17 protein-coding genes are annotated in these 14258 nt (G+C 57.7%); 10 read left to right on the top strand and 7 right to left on the bottom strand.

What is annotated here, in order from left to right; genetic code table 11:
* From ACWIKB_RS32330 to ACWIKB_RS32320, 3 genes are all read left to right on the top strand, one after another.
* Positions 1 to 249 carry a DUF7660 family protein gene (locus ACWIKB_RS32330; RefSeq protein WP_475271484.1) on the top strand — a complete coding sequence of 83 codons (249 nt, stop codon included), beginning with the start codon at positions 1 to 3 and terminating at the stop codon, positions 247 to 249.
* Positions 250 to 517: 268 nt separating this feature from the next.
* Positions 518 to 1078 (top strand): hypothetical protein, encoded by a 561-nt coding sequence (locus ACWIKB_RS32325; protein ID WP_475271483.1) that lies wholly within the window; start codon positions 518 to 520, stop codon positions 1076 to 1078.
* Positions 1079 to 1228: 150 nt separating this feature from the next.
* Positions 1229 to 2137 (top strand): LysR family transcriptional regulator, encoded by a 909-nt coding sequence (locus tag ACWIKB_RS32320; protein WP_475271482.1) that lies wholly within the window; start codon positions 1229 to 1231, stop codon positions 2135 to 2137.
* Positions 2138 to 2301: 164 nt separating this feature from the next.
* Here ACWIKB_RS32320 and ACWIKB_RS32315 read toward each other — a convergent pair whose 3' ends face one another.
* Positions 2302 to 3036, bottom strand: a complete 735-nt coding sequence (locus tag ACWIKB_RS32315; RefSeq protein WP_475271481.1) for a DUF899 domain-containing protein — start codon at positions 3034 to 3036, stop codon at positions 2302 to 2304.
* 175 nt (positions 3037 to 3211) lie between these two features.
* Here ACWIKB_RS32315 and ACWIKB_RS32310 point away from each other — a divergent pair, with 175 nt between their 5' ends.
* Positions 3212 to 3601, top strand: coding sequence for a transcriptional regulator (locus tag ACWIKB_RS32310; protein WP_475271480.1), 390 nt, complete (start codon positions 3212 to 3214; stop codon positions 3599 to 3601).
* Between the two features lie 126 nt (positions 3602 to 3727).
* Here ACWIKB_RS32310 and ACWIKB_RS32305 read toward each other — a convergent pair whose 3' ends face one another.
* From ACWIKB_RS32305 to ACWIKB_RS32295, 3 genes are all read right to left on the bottom strand, one after another.
* Complete coding sequence (locus ACWIKB_RS32305; RefSeq protein ID WP_475271479.1) at positions 3728 to 4597, bottom strand: DUF6279 family lipoprotein; 870 nt, start codon at positions 4595 to 4597, stop codon at positions 3728 to 3730.
* 80 nt (positions 4598 to 4677) lie between these two features.
* On the bottom strand, positions 4678 to 5397 hold the full coding sequence (locus ACWIKB_RS32300) for a TorF family putative porin (RefSeq protein ID WP_475271478.1): 720 nt from the start codon (positions 5395 to 5397) through the stop codon (positions 4678 to 4680).
* A gap of 207 nt (positions 5398 to 5604) precedes the next feature.
* Positions 5605 to 5793, bottom strand: a complete 189-nt coding sequence (locus tag ACWIKB_RS32295; RefSeq protein WP_017337097.1) for a hypothetical protein — start codon at positions 5791 to 5793, stop codon at positions 5605 to 5607.
* Between the two features lie 352 nt (positions 5794 to 6145).
* Here ACWIKB_RS32295 and ACWIKB_RS32290 point away from each other — a divergent pair, with 352 nt between their 5' ends.
* The 4 genes from ACWIKB_RS32290 (at position 6146) to ACWIKB_RS32275 (ending at position 10489) form a co-directional block, all read left to right on the top strand.
* Positions 6146 to 6982 carry a CvfB family protein gene (locus tag ACWIKB_RS32290; RefSeq protein ID WP_201201609.1) on the top strand — a complete coding sequence of 279 codons (837 nt, stop codon included), beginning with the start codon at positions 6146 to 6148 and terminating at the stop codon, positions 6980 to 6982.
* Between the two features lie 114 nt (positions 6983 to 7096).
* On the top strand, positions 7097 to 7489 hold the full coding sequence (locus ACWIKB_RS32285) for a DUF2177 family protein (RefSeq protein ID WP_475271477.1): 393 nt from the start codon (positions 7097 to 7099) through the stop codon (positions 7487 to 7489).
* Positions 7490 to 7854: 365 nt separating this feature from the next.
* The gene (locus ACWIKB_RS32280; RefSeq protein ID WP_475271476.1) at positions 7855 to 9300 is read left to right on the top strand and encodes an NCS1 family nucleobase:cation symporter-1; all 1446 of its coding nucleotides are present in this window, start codon (positions 7855 to 7857) and stop codon (positions 9298 to 9300) included.
* Positions 9301 to 9556: 256 nt separating this feature from the next.
* Complete coding sequence (locus ACWIKB_RS32275; protein ID WP_475271475.1) at positions 9557 to 10489, top strand: DMT family transporter; 933 nt, start codon at positions 9557 to 9559, stop codon at positions 10487 to 10489.
* Here the strand turns inward: ACWIKB_RS32275 and ACWIKB_RS32270 are convergent.
* Positions 10434 to 11612, bottom strand: coding sequence for an MFS transporter (locus tag ACWIKB_RS32270; RefSeq protein ID WP_475271474.1), 1179 nt, complete (start codon positions 11610 to 11612; stop codon positions 10434 to 10436). The two genes, ACWIKB_RS32275 and ACWIKB_RS32270, sit on opposite strands and share 56 nt — an antisense overlap.
* 103 nt (positions 11613 to 11715) lie before the next feature.
* On the opposite strand from ACWIKB_RS32270, the gene ptrR reads away from it, so the two are divergent.
* Together ptrR and ACWIKB_RS32260 are read left to right on the top strand one after the other, a co-directional pair.
* Positions 11716 to 12609 (top strand): putrescine utilization regulator PtrR, encoded by an 894-nt coding sequence (ptrR, locus tag ACWIKB_RS32265; RefSeq protein ID WP_475271473.1) that lies wholly within the window; start codon positions 11716 to 11718, stop codon positions 12607 to 12609.
* A 139-nt stretch (positions 12610 to 12748) separates the two neighbouring features.
* Entirely contained in the window at positions 12749 to 12877 is a 129-nt protein-coding gene (locus tag ACWIKB_RS32260) for a PA1414 family protein (protein WP_007914492.1), read from the top strand.
* Between the two features lie 195 nt (positions 12878 to 13072).
* On the opposite strand, the gene ACWIKB_RS32255 is transcribed toward ACWIKB_RS32260, so the two are convergent.
* Positions 13073 to 13324 (bottom strand): acyl carrier protein, encoded by a 252-nt coding sequence (locus ACWIKB_RS32255; protein WP_475271472.1) that lies wholly within the window; start codon positions 13322 to 13324, stop codon positions 13073 to 13075.
* Between the two features lie 54 nt (positions 13325 to 13378).
* On the bottom strand, positions 13379 to 14104 hold the full coding sequence (locus ACWIKB_RS32250) for an MBL fold metallo-hydrolase (RefSeq protein WP_475271470.1): 726 nt from the start codon (positions 14102 to 14104) through the stop codon (positions 13379 to 13381).
* Positions 14105 to 14258: the final 154 nt, after the last annotated feature.

The following is a 14258-nucleotide window of genomic DNA, read 5'->3' as shown; positions in this document are numbered from 1 at the left end:
ATGACTTTAGATGTTGGTGGTATACAGACAAAAGAAGATCTTGCAGATTTTATAGCTAAGTTCAAAGAGGGGCTGTTGCTCTCGCCCCAGGAGTGGGAGAACAGAACTCTAGAGGATTTTTTAGACGCTATGGAAGCATGGGTCAGAGTCATTGACTTATATTCGAAAAATACGGGAGATACGGAGGTGGTCATGCCAAGCTGGAAGACTTTCGCAAAAATACTTTGTGCAGCAAAGGTGTATGAGTAATGGATTATAGTTTTTAATACGTGATAAATGGCCGGTTTTTAATGAATGAAGAATGGTCGCAATTATATAATTAGGAAATATGGCCCGTTCTTGTCTGGTTGTGACGAGCTAAGTGGCAGGTGCGCCAATATTGCTAGGCGATCGGGCGGGTAGTGTTGGCGTCGCTCTTGATAGGTGTTTTTTGTGCCCTTTGTGATTTGTTAAATTGATGTGATCGCCGTTTTGTTTTTTGTTAGTTTGAGTGTGCGTTTAATAAGGATATATGTGTGTGAAAATATCTAAGCTATTAAAACTGATACTGATTCTCGCACTGCCAGGCTGCCATTCCAACGTCAGGGACTCTTCCCCCTGCCTGCTGAAAGACGGCATCCAGTTACGCCAAAATACGGTAGCAGTCGACGCACAGCACGCCAAGGTCATCATGAAAGCGTCGGGCAACACATTTCCGGTAGAGTTTTCGGTCCGCCGTGCGGCAGATCCTGACCAGAGAATGGAAGTGCTAGGGACCGTGGTGGACTCTGGCCAAGGCAAGGTGTTCGCCTGGATCGCCAAACTTAACGAAGTGGCCAATAGCGTCACGGTAAAACGCTTTCCGCAGTTGGAAGTACAGGCTGATACCGATAAGCCTTTCGAGGTGTTGGGATATTCGAATGGCAGGGGCGCCGGCGGCAATTTTAGTTGCGGCCCATTGAACAGCACTTTTACGCCAGAACGAAGCAAGGTCTACTTGGTGGAGTTCCAGTTTATTGGTCAGGGCTGTGAGCAGCATGTTTACGATGTGACCCTGCCTCAGCAGCGTGTTCCCGTGACGAGCGTACCTGCTGCATAAAAGGGATTTTTCAATTGCTCATGACATAAAGCGGGCGACCTAAAAGGTCGCCCGTTTTCATTTACCTTGCGTCGGTGTTAAACCCAAAGGGGTGGGATTGCTTCAATTATGCGTTAGTATCGGTCCGACTTATTAAGGAACCCATATATAATGCGAGGCAGTGAATACGCCCAGCTTCGGGCCTTTGTCGCGGTGGTCGAACACGGCAGTTTCGTGCGGGCGGCGGCTCATTTGGGGATGTCGGCGTCAGCGCTGAGCCAGACCATCCGCCAGCTGGAAGAGCGTCTGGACGTGCGCCTGCTCAATCGCACCACCCGCAGCGTATCGCCCAGCGATGCCGGCGCGCGGTTGTTGTTGCGGCTGCAACCGGCGCTCAACGAGGTGGACGCGGCGCTGGCCGGGGTTACGCAAACGCCGGGCACGCCGCCGAGCGGGCGACTGCGCATCAATGCGCCACGAATCGCGGCGATTCATTACCTGGCGCCGCTGATCGGGCCGTTCCTTAACACCTATCCCGGCGTGAGTCTCGACATCGTGACCGATGAGCGTTTGGTGGATATGGTCGCGAGTGGTTTCGACGTTGGCATCCGGCTCGGTGAAAGCCTCGATCAGGACATGATCGCCGTGGAGCTGAGCGGGCATCTGGAAATGATGGTCGTGGCTTCACCGGCGTATATCGAGCAATTCGGCACGCCGCACACGCCGCATGATTTGAGCGAGCATCAGTGCCTGTCCTATCGCTGGCCCATGGACGGCAGTCTGTATCGCTGGGAGTTTGAGCGTGCCGGCGAGCAGCTGTCGATCTCGGTCAACGGCCCGCTGGTGGTTACCGAACCGGAAATGCTGACCCGTGTCGTGCTTGAAGGGGCGGGGATTGCCTACCTGTTCGAGCATCAGGTTCGGGAACACATCACTTCCGGGCGGTTGGTGCATCTTTTGCCGGAGTGGACGCCGGCATTTCCGGGTTTTTACCTTTATTACCCAAGCCAGCGGCAAATGGCACCGGCGTTGCGGGCGTTTGTGGACTTTGTGAAGAAGCCGCAGCCACCGGATTCCTGACCCCGAATGTGGGAGCGGGCTTGCTTGCAATAGCGGCGTATCAGTCGCCATCGATGTTGAAAGTCAGTCCGTCATCGCGAGCAAGCTCACTCCCACAGGGGAATACATTCCAATGTGGGAGCGAGCCTGCTCGCGAATGGCCGCTGCACCTCTGTCCCCCGAAACTATCCCCCATGACAGCAACTGGACGACCCCTTGTCGTCGTATTTGTCGTGGTGTTTCACCCATTCCATGATTTCTTCTTCATTACGGCCCTTGGGCGTGAGGTCGAGGTAGTTATAGGCGCCAACCAGCATGTCCAGACCCCGTGCATAGGTGGAATAGGTGTGGAAGATGTCGCCGGTTTGGTTGCGATAAAACACGCTGAGGCCGGGGAGTTCTTCTTCGGCGCCGTCGGATTTTTCGTAGTTGTAGGTCGCTTTCCCGGCGGCGACGTCTTCGGCTCGGGCGGAGACGCCAAAGTCGTAGTTGAAATCAGAACCGTCTGACGACACCCAGTCGAATTTCCAGCCCATGCGCCGCTTGAAGGCCTGGAATTCGGCGAACGGTGCGTGGGAAACCGCCACCACCGCCACGTCATGGTGGGCCAGATGCTGGTTGGCGCCGTCGATGTGGTCGGACAGGAATGAGCAGCCGGTGCAGCCTGCGTCCCAGCCTTTGGCGAACATGAAGTGATAGATGATCAGTTGGCTGTTGTCGCCGAACAGGTCAGCCAGTTTCAATTCGCCGTTCAGTCCCTGGAAGCTGTAGTCCTTGTCGATCTTCACCCAAGGCAGGGCGCGGCGTTCGGCGCTTAGCTTGTCGCGTTCCTTGGTGAAGGCTTTTTCGTGGGCCAGGTGTTGCTTGCGGGCGGCGAGCCATTCTTCTCGCGAGACGACGGGATGATTCTGAACGTTCATTGGGTTTTCTCCTGCGGGATGCTGGGAGTTGGCTTACACAGCCTAGTCGTTCGGCCTGTGGGAAATTCGACATACCACCGGTCGGTGCCGTTCAAAACCCCGGCTGAACGGCTAGCCGCGCTGTCGGTCACAACCTATGAAGGCCATCACACACTCTGGCTTGGAGGTTGAAAGGATGACGACTTATAACTGGAATTTGATTGAACGCTTGCTGCACGAAGTGCAGCACGGTGAAGGCAGCTACACGCCTCGGGCCTATGCCGAGCAGTACGCGGCGGAGAAAGCGTCGGAAGGCGAGCAGACTGAAAACCTCGATCACCTGAAAGCGGTGGCCGGCGAGTACGAGAAATTACTGCTGGAACGCGGCTATATCGAGCCCCGACCAGAAGAGCAGGGTGGCTCCGGCTCGAACTACATTTTGACGCCGCGGGGCTCGAGTCTATTGAGCCTGATCGACAGCAGCATTCCGGGGAATGATCATCCTCGGCAAGTGCTGGACGAACAGCAGGATGCGCTGGATGAAGTGACGTTCGATCAGGTGGCGTCGAAAGCGCAGATCGCCTGAAGAACACCGCAAAACTAATGTGGGAGCGGGCTTGCTCGCGAAGGCGTCGTCTCAGTCGATATCAATGTTGACTGACATGACGCCTTCGCGAGCAAGCCCGCTCCCACAGTTGGATTTGTGTTGAGTTCAGCCTTGTTTAACGGCTTTCAGGCATTTCAAATCATTGAAATCCTTCCGCACCCCATCAATCTTCTTCAACAACCGCTGACGCTGATCCAACGTGCTTTCGGCCATCAAATCCACCAGCAATCCTCGGGCCTGAGCCTCGGTGTTGGCGTAGGCCTGGCGGTAAGCCGGTGTCCATAAACTCTCGCGATTGACCAGAAGCATCTCTATCCGTTGTGGGAATTCTGCACTCTGGCGTTGCGCCACTGCCGCGCTGAATTGCTTCTGCCAATGCACACGGTTGGCGATCCATTGTTGATTCTGGTCGCCCAAGGCGTTCGACCAGGTCATCACCCGCTGCTGCTGGGTGGGGCTGAGCGGTCCGAGCCAGTCATTCAGGCGTTTGTCCATGCGCTCGGCACGGTCCTTGATTTGCTGATCGAGGGACGGCTTGAGGTAGTCCTCCTGGCGTTTGCGCTGGTCCTTGGCGAAGGCGTCATTCATCTCTGCCACTTGCTGGTCATCCAGCCCTTGCAGCAACTCAATGGCCGACGGGGTGATTTCCTTGGCGGTTTGGGCGATGGCTTGCTTGGCTTCCTGGGTGCGTGCCTTGAGCGCGTCGTCGGTCACCTGATTGGTCTCGACCATCGCCTGCAAACGGTCCAGCCAGTCCAGGTAACCCGGCAGTTGGGTGGTGCAGTGCCAGCTCAGGTGTTCCTTGAGGCGTTCATTGAACCAGCCTTTTTGCTCGCCGTTCATGTCCAGGTAGTCGCTGAGCGTCCACGGAATAATCACGTCGAGGTTGCGGTAGGCCAGTCCCATGCGGCTGCAAGCGCCGAGGGCCAGGGTGATGGTGATGAGAACGGCGATGCGTTTAAACCAGCGCGACATGGGCGAGTCCTTGCGAAAACCTGGCTTCTTTGAAGGTGTTCTCTATGTGAACGCAAGATAAGCCCGGCAGTTCAAGCCGATCAATAGAAGGCGCGTTCGGCCTTGAGAGTGACCAGCCCGTCGCATTGGGTGTTGTGCCCGGAGTAGGCGGAGCAGTCGTTGCCGCTGAGGTTGGAGTCGCTGTAGATCAGGTCCAGGTCCACGCCCATGAACGCGCGGGACAGTTGCAGCGACCAGTCGGTGAAACTGCCGATCGCGCCGCCGTCGACGGACACCGGGGTGTTGAGTTGGTGGGTGGTGTATTTCATGCTGATACCGATTCCGAACGGCTGGTTGCCACCCAGGTCGGCGAACACGGTGCTGTTCTGTTTGTCGGGGTCGTTGCTGAAGGCGGCGCCAAAACGGCTGCCGAGAAAGGTCAGGCCACCGAACAGCTCCTGGCTGTCGAGGGTGTCCACTTTCGGATAGCTGTAATGGATCATGCCGACTTCGTAGCCGAGGGTTTTATCGAAGGGTTGTTTAAAGCCCATGTAGGAATCGACTTCGAGGTTACTGCCTGGGCTCAAGCCCATGCTCGGCGACCATTGGCCGACGTAGAAGCCGCTGTCATGACTCAAGTCGAGACCGCCGTGGAATGAGCCGGTGCTGGCGGGCTTGACCAGGCCTTGGGCCATGCTGCGGCTGGGGGTGGTGCCGAGTTTGAGATCGAAGTCGCCCAATTCACGCTGGAAAATTTGCGCGTTGGCACTCGAGCACGACAGCAGGAGGGCACCGAGTAATAGATAGGAGGGTTTGAGCATGCGTCACTCCATGACCGCGGGGAAGCAGGAACCGAAATCTGCTGAAACGCTTAATCTAGACGTGTGCAAGCATACCGGCGAATGCTCGGCATTGAGGGCCGTTCGTCGATTTCTGGAATATTGATTGGATTTTGCGGGGTGTTGCGGAGGGTTCCAGTCCAAGCGCTTCGAAGCTCAAAGCGCTTACGGACCAGTTAAAGCAGGGTGTTACTTCTTGCCGAGCGTGATTTGCTTCGACGGGCCGAATGTCTGGCCGCTGACGCCTTTGGCAATTTGCTGGATCTCGCCACCGGACTTGAGGAAAGCAGCAATCTGGTTGTTGATCGATTCGCTGGTTTCAACGGCTGGAGCTGGCTTTGCTTTGCTATTGGATGCTTTTACACGCATGGCGGCCATTAACCTGTAGAAAATTAACTTGGCCAGGCATCGTACAGGAAATACTTGACAATTGCTTGGTAAATATCCCCCTGAAATAACCGAGGCCATCACTCCATTACTCCCAAGTTATTGTTCGAAATACCCGGCTAAGCTGCTGTTTTAAATAAGAAGCCTGGCTGGGGAAATGTGCATCCGACTCGACGGATGCAGGCCAGGGCCGACAGATCCGTCTGACGAGCGGCCGCAAGCTTGTCGATAAAACCCAGGAAAATTAAGGGCCTCAGAGGATTTTCGCGCGCCACCGGGCCGGCCGGCGAACGCGGCCCGCAAAAACGGGTAGAATGCCGCCCACGCAATGAGGGTATTGGAAATGGCTTTAGTCGGGCGCTACAACAGTTTGCAAGTGGTTAAACACACTAACTTCGGTTTATATCTGGACGGTGGCGCGGACGGTGAAATCCTTCTGCCAAATCGTTATATCCCTAAAGATATTCCCAGCGAAGATGAAGATTGGCTCAACGTTTTTGTTTATCTGGACAGCGATGACAAACTCATCGCAACTACCGAAACGCCGAAAGTGCAGGTCGGTGAATTTGCCAGTTTGAAAGTCGTTGAAGTCAACAGCATCGGCGTGTTCCTGGATTGGGGTCTGCCGAAGGATCTGTTGCTGCCGTACTCCGAAGAAAAACGCCAGATGACCGCCGGCGAGTATGTGGTGGTGCACGTCTATCTCGACAAGCACACCCGCCGCATTACCGCGACTGCGCGCCTGGACCGTTATCTGGACAAGACCCCGGCCAGCTACACCCCAGGCCAGGAAGTTGACCTGCTGGTGGCTGAAGCGACCGACATGGGCTTCAAGGCGATCATCAACAACAAGCATTGGGGCTTGATACACAAGAACGAAATCTTCAAGTTCATGCGTGCCGGTAAAGAAGAGAAGGGCTTTATCAAAGAAGTCCGTACCGACGGCAAGATCAGCCTGAGCCTGCAACCGGTGGGCGAAGAAGCGGCTACTAGCCTGAACTCGAAGATCCTCGCCAAGTTGCGCGACAACAACGGCACCCTGCCGATCAGCGACAAGAGCGATCCGACCCTGATCAGCAGCATGTTCGGCGTCAGCAAGGGCAACTTCAAGAAGGCCATCGGCGCGTTGTACAAGAACGGCCAGATCGTCATTCATGCGGATCGCATTGAACTAAGCTGACCCCGAGCCGGCCCCATGTAGGAGCTGCCGAAGGCTGCGATCTTTTGATCTTATAACGTCAAAAGATCGCAGCCTTCGGCAGCTCCTACATGGGTCCACATGAGGTCGGGTGCAATGAAAAAAGCTTTGTTCGCTTACGCTGGCACTTTGCTGGCATTTCTCGTGCTCGACGGCCTCTGGCTCGGCGTGCTGATGGCGCCGACCTACCGCGCGCTGCTTGGTCCGCTGATGCTCGACCAACCGCTGCTGGCCCCGGCAGCGGTGTTCTATCTCCTTTATGTCTTCGGTTGTGTGGTGTTCGTGGTGTTGCCGGCGCAAAGCTGGCAACGCGCCGCACGCTTGGGCGCGTTGTTGGGGGTGGTGGCTTATGGCACTTATGACTTGAGCAACTGGGCGACGTTGAAAGGGTGGTCGGCGCAGTTGGCGGTGATGGATATGGTGTGGGGGGCTTTTGCGACTTGTGTGGCCTGCACCGTCGGGCATTGGGTTGCGTGCAGGGTGCGGTGATTTGAGTTGTCTGTGATGCCGCCTTCGCGAGCAAGCCCGCTCCCACAGGGGATTCGCGTGAGATGAAGATCCCCAGCCAAACATAAATCCCCTGTGGGAGCGGGCTTGCTCGCGAATTGACTGCGCAGCAGTCCCCCATTCAAGTTGTATACATAAAACTTTGCACCGTTAGCAGGCGCCTGCGCCCTGTTCGTGGGCATTCGTTGCCCGAAAACCGATCTGAAATCCATTTCCCCGCAGCTTGAAAGCCGTGCTCTGTCACATGTTAAACACCTATGGCACGCATTCTGCGTAGCAACTCGTATACAAACGATGCCGGCTCCCGTACGCAGTGTGGCGGACCGGTTCTGACGAGGAGCCCCGCGATGACCGAGCAAGTGCCCAACGGCTATAGCCCCCGCCTGTATAACCAGGACTTGGGGCCGCTGCCGCAGAAATGGAATTGGTACAACATCTTCGCTTTCTGGATGAGCGACGTGCACAGTGTCGGCGGTTATGTATTCGCCGCGAGTCTGTTCGCTCTTGGGTTAGCGAGTTGGCAGGTGTTGATCGCCTTGCTCGGCGGGATCTGCATCGTGCAGTTGATCGCCAACCTGGTGGCCAAGCCGAGCCAGCAAGCGGCGGTGCCGTACCCGGTGATCTGTCGATTGGCGTTCGGTGTATTCGGAGCGAATATTCCTGCGGTCATTCGCGGCCTTATCGCAGTCGCTTGGTACGGGATTCAGACGTACCTGGCGTCCAGTGCATTGATCATCGTGGTGCTGCGGTTTTTTCCTACGATGGCGGCCTACGCCGAACCGCACTTTGCCGGTTTGTCCTATCTGGGCTGGTTCGGTTTCCTCAGTCTTTGGTTCGTCCAGGCGCTAGTGTTCTGGACCGGCATGGAGTCAATCCGCCGTTTCATCGATTGGGCCGGGCCGGTGGTGTACGGCGTGATGTTCATGCTGGCCGGCTGGATCGTCTGGCAAGCTGGCTGGAGCAATATCAGCTTCACCCTCGCGGAAAAATCCCTGTCGGGCTGGGAGGCTTTCGGACAAGTGATCGTCGCGACGGCGCTGGTGGTGTCGTACTTTTCCGGGCCGACCCTGAACTTCGGCGATTTCAGTCGCTACTGTCGCAGCATGGCTGACGTGCGCCGGGGCAATTTCTGGGGCTTGCCGGTAAATTTTCTGGCGTTCTCCCTGGTGACGGTGGTGATCGTCTCCGGCACGTTGCCGGTGTTCGGTGAAATGCTCCACGACCCGATTGCCACCGTGGCGCGCATCGACAACAGTGTGGCGGTGCTGCTCGGTGCCTTCGCCTTCGTCACGGCGACCATCGGCATCAACATCGTCGCCAACTTCGTCTCTCCGGCGTTCGATTTCGCCAACGTCGCCCCGAGCAAAATCAGTTGGCGTGCCGGCGGCATGATCGCGGCCGTGGCGTCGATCTTCATCACCCCGTGGAACCTGTTCAACAACCCCGAAGTGATTCATTACACACTTGATGTACTCGCCGCGTTTATCGGTCCGTTGTTCGGGATTCTGCTGGTGGATTACTACCTGATCAAAAAGCAGCAGATCGATGTGGACGCGCTGTTCAATGACGGGCCGAGCGGTAAGTATTACTACAGCGGCGGGGTCAACTGGACGGCGGTCAAGGCACTGATTCCTGCAACGCTGATGGGCGTGGCGATCACCTTCACCCCGGTGCTGCAACCAATGGCCAACTTTGCCTGGTTCACGGGGTGTTTCCTCGGTGGCGCGATTTACTTCGTTTTGGCTTGGCGTGAGCAAACTCGGCCCACGGTCGCGATGGTGACCACTGGCTAAACGCAGTCCATTGTGGGAGCGGGCTTGCTCGCGAAAGCGGTCTGTCATTCAACAACAATGTTGAATGTAATGGCCTCTTCGCGAGCAAGCCCGCTCCCACAGGATTGTCTTTGCTCGGTATATCTCTTACAGGCGGCATTTTCTGGCCATCTGGTTAATAATCGACAGCATAATTTTTCGCCCCAGCCTTGAGCTGGGGCTTTGCTTTTTACTGTCGAGTCACTGCCATGGATTGTGTTGTTGTCGAGGTGTTCCGGTGAGCGCCACCCGGCGTAGCGCCGATGGGTTTGCTCTGCAAGTGATGCTCGGGCTGTGCCTGATCTGGGGGGTGCAGCAGGTGATGATCAAATGGGCGGCGCCCGATATCGCGCCGGTCATGCAAGCCGCCGGGCGTTCGGGGATTTCTGCGTTGCTCGTAGGACTTCTCATCTGCTGGAAGGGCGGTTGGGATCAAGTCAGCCATACGTGGCGCGGTGGACTACTGGCCGGTGCGCTGTTTGGGCTGGAGTTCTTCTTCATTTCAGAAGGACTGCAACTGACCACGGCGGCGCACATGTCGGTGTTCCTCTACACCGCGCCGATCTTCACCGCGCTGGGCGTTCATTGGCTGTTGCCGAGCGAGCGTTTAAGACCGGTGCAATGGCTGGGGATTTTTCTCGCATTCGTCGGGATCGCCATTGCGTTTGCTGGCGGTGTGTCCTGGGACAATCTTGACCACCGCATGTTGATGGGCGATGCCTTGGGCGTGCTGGCCGGCGCCTCGTGGGGCGCGACCACGGTGGTGGTGCGCGCCTCGCGCCTGTCGGAAGCGCCAGTGACCCTGACATTGTTCTATCAACTGATCGTCGGTTTTGTCGGCCTGTTACTGATCGCGGTCCTCAGTGGCCAGGTCACCCACGTCAGCCTGAGCACTGTGGCGGTGGCCAGCGTGCTGTTCCAGGGCTTGGTGGTGTCGTTCTTCAGTTACCTGACCTGGTTCTGGCTGTTGCGCCGCTATCTGGCGGCGAACCTGGCGGTGTTTTCGTTCATGACGCCGCTGTTCGGCGTCACGTTCGGCGTGGTGTTACTGGGGGAAGACCTGAGCCTCAACTTCGTGATCGGCGCGGTGCTGGTGTTGCTTGGCATCACCTTTGTCAGTGCTGAGCAGTGGGTGCGCCGTCGTTTGCGCAAAGCCCTCGGCCAGCACTGAGCGGGCTCAGCAGCAAACCGCCGGCGATCAGTAAACCACTGCCGGCGACTATCAGCGCGGGTTGTAAGCCTCCACTGAAATGGCTGCTTGTCGCTGCCAGCAACGGTCCGGCGAGCTGACCCACGGCAAAGCATGCGGTCAGCAGTCCGGCGTTGCGCTGAGTGGCATGGGGCGCCAGTTCCCGGGAGCGTTGCATCACCAATTGCATGCAGGCCAGGAACGGCGTGCCGCAAAGGATGACGCCCAGCGCCAGGCCTGGGCCGCTGCCCAGCAAGCAGGCGAAGACCCCGGCGGCTTGCAGCCACAACGTTGCTATCAACCAATGACGCGTGGCGTTCGGGTTGTGCCGGCGCAAACTCACCAGCACCACCCCGATAGCGGCTGCCAGGCCGAAGCATGGCCAGAACAGATCCGCCATCCATTGACCATGGAACTGCGCGTTGGCCATCTGCGAGAGAAACGTGGCCGGGATGATGTAGCCCAAGCCGTACAAGCCGTAGATCAGCCCTAAACGACCGATACCCTGATTGCCTGAAGTATTAACGGTCGTTGCTGCTACTGCGGTGACCGGTTGCGGCAGGAAGGGCAGAATCCCCAGCAGCATCACCAGCGCAACAGCGGCATACACCAACCACAAAGTCGCGGAAGTTTGTCCCAACAGGTGTGAGCCCAAGGCCAACAACCCTGTAAGAAAAATCCCCAAACCCGGTCCGGCAAATACCAGGGCGCCCAACCGTGGGCGACCGGCCGCCGCTGCCAGTGGCTGGCTCAACGCGGTGATCATCACCAACACCCAGGCGCTGGCCACGCCGGTGCCGAAGCGCAATACCAGATGTGACCAGAAGCCATTGGCCCAGAACGACGCCAGGGTCAGCAGCACACACAGCCACAAGCCGCCCAGCAAACGCAGCCGAATATGATGGTGGCGGCGGGCGAACATCGCGTCCACGGCGCCGACGAAGTAGCCGAGGTAGTTGGCCGCGGCAATCAGACCGGCGGCAGTCAGGTCGATCTGACCTTCGCTGAGCAAGTGCGGTAGTTGCGGTGTGAGGGCGAAACGCCCGATACCCATGGCCATCATCAAGGCGATGAAGCTGGCGGTTAAGCGAATCAGAGGGGACATGGTCTGAATTCCTGCAATGGATCAATGACCGTCAGGCTAGGACTGATTGACTTTCTTTTAAAATGAATAATAGTGAGTAACTTGTTCTGATTTGGAGAAGGTCGTGGAATTCAGCCAATTGCGGATTTTCCAGGCTGTCGCGCAAGAGGGTTCCATCACCCGCGCTGCCGAACGCCTGCACCGGGTGCCGTCGAACCTGTCGACCCGGCTTAAGCAGCTGGAAGAGCAACTTGGCGTCGAACTTTTCCTGCGTGAACGTCAGCGTTTGCAGTTATCTCCTGCGGGAAAAGTCCTGCTGGACTACACCGCCAAGCTGTTTGCCTTGCACGACGAAGCCAGTGCGGCGGTGCAGGGTGGGCAACCGGCCGGTGACTTCGTGCTCGGCACCATGTACAGCACGGCCGCTATCCACCTTCCAGGGCTGTTGGCGCGCTATCACCGCACCTGGCCGGCGGTGAACCTGCAAGTACAGTCCGGCCCCAGCGGTGAATTGCTCGAAGGTCTGCTCACCGGGCGTCTCGATGCGGCGCTGGTGGACGGTCCGCTGGAACTGGCGGGACTCGACGGCGTGCCGTTGTGCGACGAACGGCTGGTACTGATCAGCGAGGCCGATCATCCGCCGATCCTCAGTGCGATGGATGTGCAAGGGCGCTCGGTGTTCACCTTTCGCCAGGGTTGTTCCTACCGGATGCGCCTGGAAGCCTGGTTCGCCCATTACCACGCGGCGATGGGCCGGGCGATAGAGATCGAGTCTTATCCGGGAATGCTCGCCTGCGTGATCGCCGGCTCAGGTGTGGCGCTGATGTCGGAGTCGATGCTGGCCAGCCTGCCGGGCCGCGAAAGCGTGGCGGTGCACCCGTTGGCCGAGCCGTTTGCCAGCGCCACCACGTGGCTGATGTGGCGCAAAGGCATGGTCGGGGCGAATCTGAACGCCTGGCTTGAGCAGCAACAATTGGTCTATCCAACGGTTCCGAGTCAGGCGCTGGCGACGGCTTGAACTAATGGTCAGCTATTTGGATCAATTCAGTAACAGATCATTGCGATCTTGGGCGAGCATTGCGTAGGACTTCGGACTATTATCAGTGCGAAGTGGCTACAGAATTTTGGCCACTCGGCACTACCCTGAAGGGGGCACCATGAAAGAGAAAATCCAAAACTGGCTGCACGACCTGGGTGTCGCACTCGGTTTGATCGAACCGCCTCTGCAACCTGTGCCTATTCGCACTGACGACGAACAGCGTCGACGCCAGCAGCGCCGCCGGTAAATTGCAGACACGCTGTCTGTGGCGGGCGGGCTTGTTGTGGCGAGGGGGCTTGCCCCCGTTCGGCTGCGCAGCAGTCGTAAATAGGCCAACATGGTCTGCCTGATACAACCGGGGTGAGTGGTTTCGGGGCTGCTCCGCGGCCCAACGGGGGCAAGCCCCCTCGCCACAGTTTCTCGGCTGTAATTGGCAATCCTTTCAATGCCGCCCGATCTTCACTAAAAACCGACTCAAATCCGCCGCCGTCCTGGCGTCCTTGAGCATCAGGTCTTCCTCAGCCGTAAACGCCGTCAATCCCAACTCATCTTCCAGATGGAAGATCAGCTCCTCGATATCCTCTTTATCCAATCCCAACTGCGCCAGGCTGGTGTTGTCGTCGAAGTCATCCTGACGTTCCAGCAGGCGGCTGATGAAACGGTGCACGGCAGCACGAACGGCGGCTCTGGTCATGGTTGCTCTTCGAGGGCGTTATTGTTGTTGTCCCTTGGCTGAGTACAGCAGGCTTCAGCCGTGGGAGCGCTGCCACTCGTCAATCATCGTGCGCAAATGTTCCCCGGAAAAACTGCCGAAATGCCCGCCATGCACGGTGCGGATCGGCAACGCGTGCAAGCGTTGCAAGCTGCGGGCGTAGTCGTCGAGGTTGGAGTGGTAGGCGTCTTCGATCAGCGGACCGTCGTAGATGATGTCGCCGCTAAACAAGGTCTCGGTCGCCGCTTCATACAGGCTGATGCCACCCGGCGAATGCCCCGGTGTGTGCAGCACTTGCAGCACGCGATCACCCAAATCCAGTACGTCACCTTCTTCAATCATCCCGGTGGCCGGCGCGGCTTTGACCCGGTATTCGGCGTAGCACAACGGGCAGTCGGGATGCGCTTCGAACATCTCATCGCCGACAAACGCCGTGCTCAAGGTGTTCTCGCCATCGGGCGCGGCGAGGATTTGCGCTTCGGCCGGGTGCACCAGTCGCTCGGGGAATTCGTGATGCCCGGCGATGTGGTCGAAATGGCAATGACTGGCCACCGCCACCAACGGCCGCTCGGTGATCCACGGCAGTTGCTCGCGCAAGCTCACCAGCCCCGAGCCGCTGTCCAGCAGCAGATCCTTGTCGCGACCCTGGATGTGCCAGAGGTTGCAACGGTAGAACGGCCGGATGTAAGGCTCGTGAATCAGGCGAATGCCATCACTGAGCTGTTTGACCTCGAACCACTGGTCGCGAGAAACAATCTTCATAACGGTTTTCTCCAGACGAAAAAAAACGGGTGTGGCAAGTGGGCGTGTCCTCCCTTATTTCATGCGCCGCGCCGGATCTGATGTCGTGCAGGGCAAGGCGCGAGGAGCGTGGTTTGGTTGTTCCAAATAAGCTCCGAGCAACGCAGCCCTGCAC

The sequence above is a fragment of the Pseudomonas sp. 5Vm1k genome, from assembly GCF_056161485.1.
Note: the sequence above shows the minus strand (reverse complement) of the source record. Positions and strands in the feature narration are given on the sequence as shown.

Coding starts and splice junctions, on each gene's coding strand:
- ACWIKB_RS32330 (WP_475271484.1), top strand. CDS start 1: ATGACTTTAGATGTTGGTGGTATACAGACAAAAGAAGATCTTGCAGAT.
- ACWIKB_RS32320 (WP_475271482.1), top strand. CDS start 1,229: ATGCGAGGCAGTGAATACGCCCAGCTTCGGGCCTTTGTCGCGGTGGTC.
- ACWIKB_RS32315 (WP_475271481.1), bottom strand. CDS start 3,036: ATGAACGTTCAGAATCATCCCGTCGTCTCGCGAGAAGAATGGCTCGCC.
- ACWIKB_RS32310 (WP_475271480.1), top strand. CDS start 3,212: ATGACGACTTATAACTGGAATTTGATTGAACGCTTGCTGCACGAAGTG.
- ACWIKB_RS32305 (WP_475271479.1), bottom strand. CDS start 4,597: ATGTCGCGCTGGTTTAAACGCATCGCCGTTCTCATCACCATCACCCTG.
- ACWIKB_RS32300 (WP_475271478.1), bottom strand. CDS start 5,397: ATGCTCAAACCCTCCTATCTATTACTCGGTGCCCTCCTGCTGTCGTGC.
- ACWIKB_RS32295 (WP_017337097.1), bottom strand. CDS start 5,793: ATGGCCGCCATGCGTGTAAAAGCATCCAATAGCAAAGCAAAGCCAGCT.
- ACWIKB_RS32290 (WP_201201609.1), top strand. CDS start 6,146: ATGGCTTTAGTCGGGCGCTACAACAGTTTGCAAGTGGTTAAACACACT.
- ACWIKB_RS32285 (WP_475271477.1), top strand. CDS start 7,097: ATGAAAAAAGCTTTGTTCGCTTACGCTGGCACTTTGCTGGCATTTCTC.
- ACWIKB_RS32280 (WP_475271476.1), top strand. CDS start 7,855: ATGACCGAGCAAGTGCCCAACGGCTATAGCCCCCGCCTGTATAACCAG.
- ACWIKB_RS32270 (WP_475271474.1), bottom strand. CDS start 11,612: ATGTCCCCTCTGATTCGCTTAACCGCCAGCTTCATCGCCTTGATGATG.
- ACWIKB_RS32260 (WP_007914492.1), top strand. CDS start 12,749: ATGAAAGAGAAAATCCAAAACTGGCTGCACGACCTGGGTGTCGCACTC.
- ACWIKB_RS32255 (WP_475271472.1), bottom strand. CDS start 13,324: ATGACCAGAGCCGCCGTTCGTGCTGCCGTGCACCGTTTCATCAGCCGC.
- ACWIKB_RS32250 (WP_475271470.1), bottom strand. CDS start 14,104: ATGAAGATTGTTTCTCGCGACCAGTGGTTCGAGGTCAAACAGCTCAGT.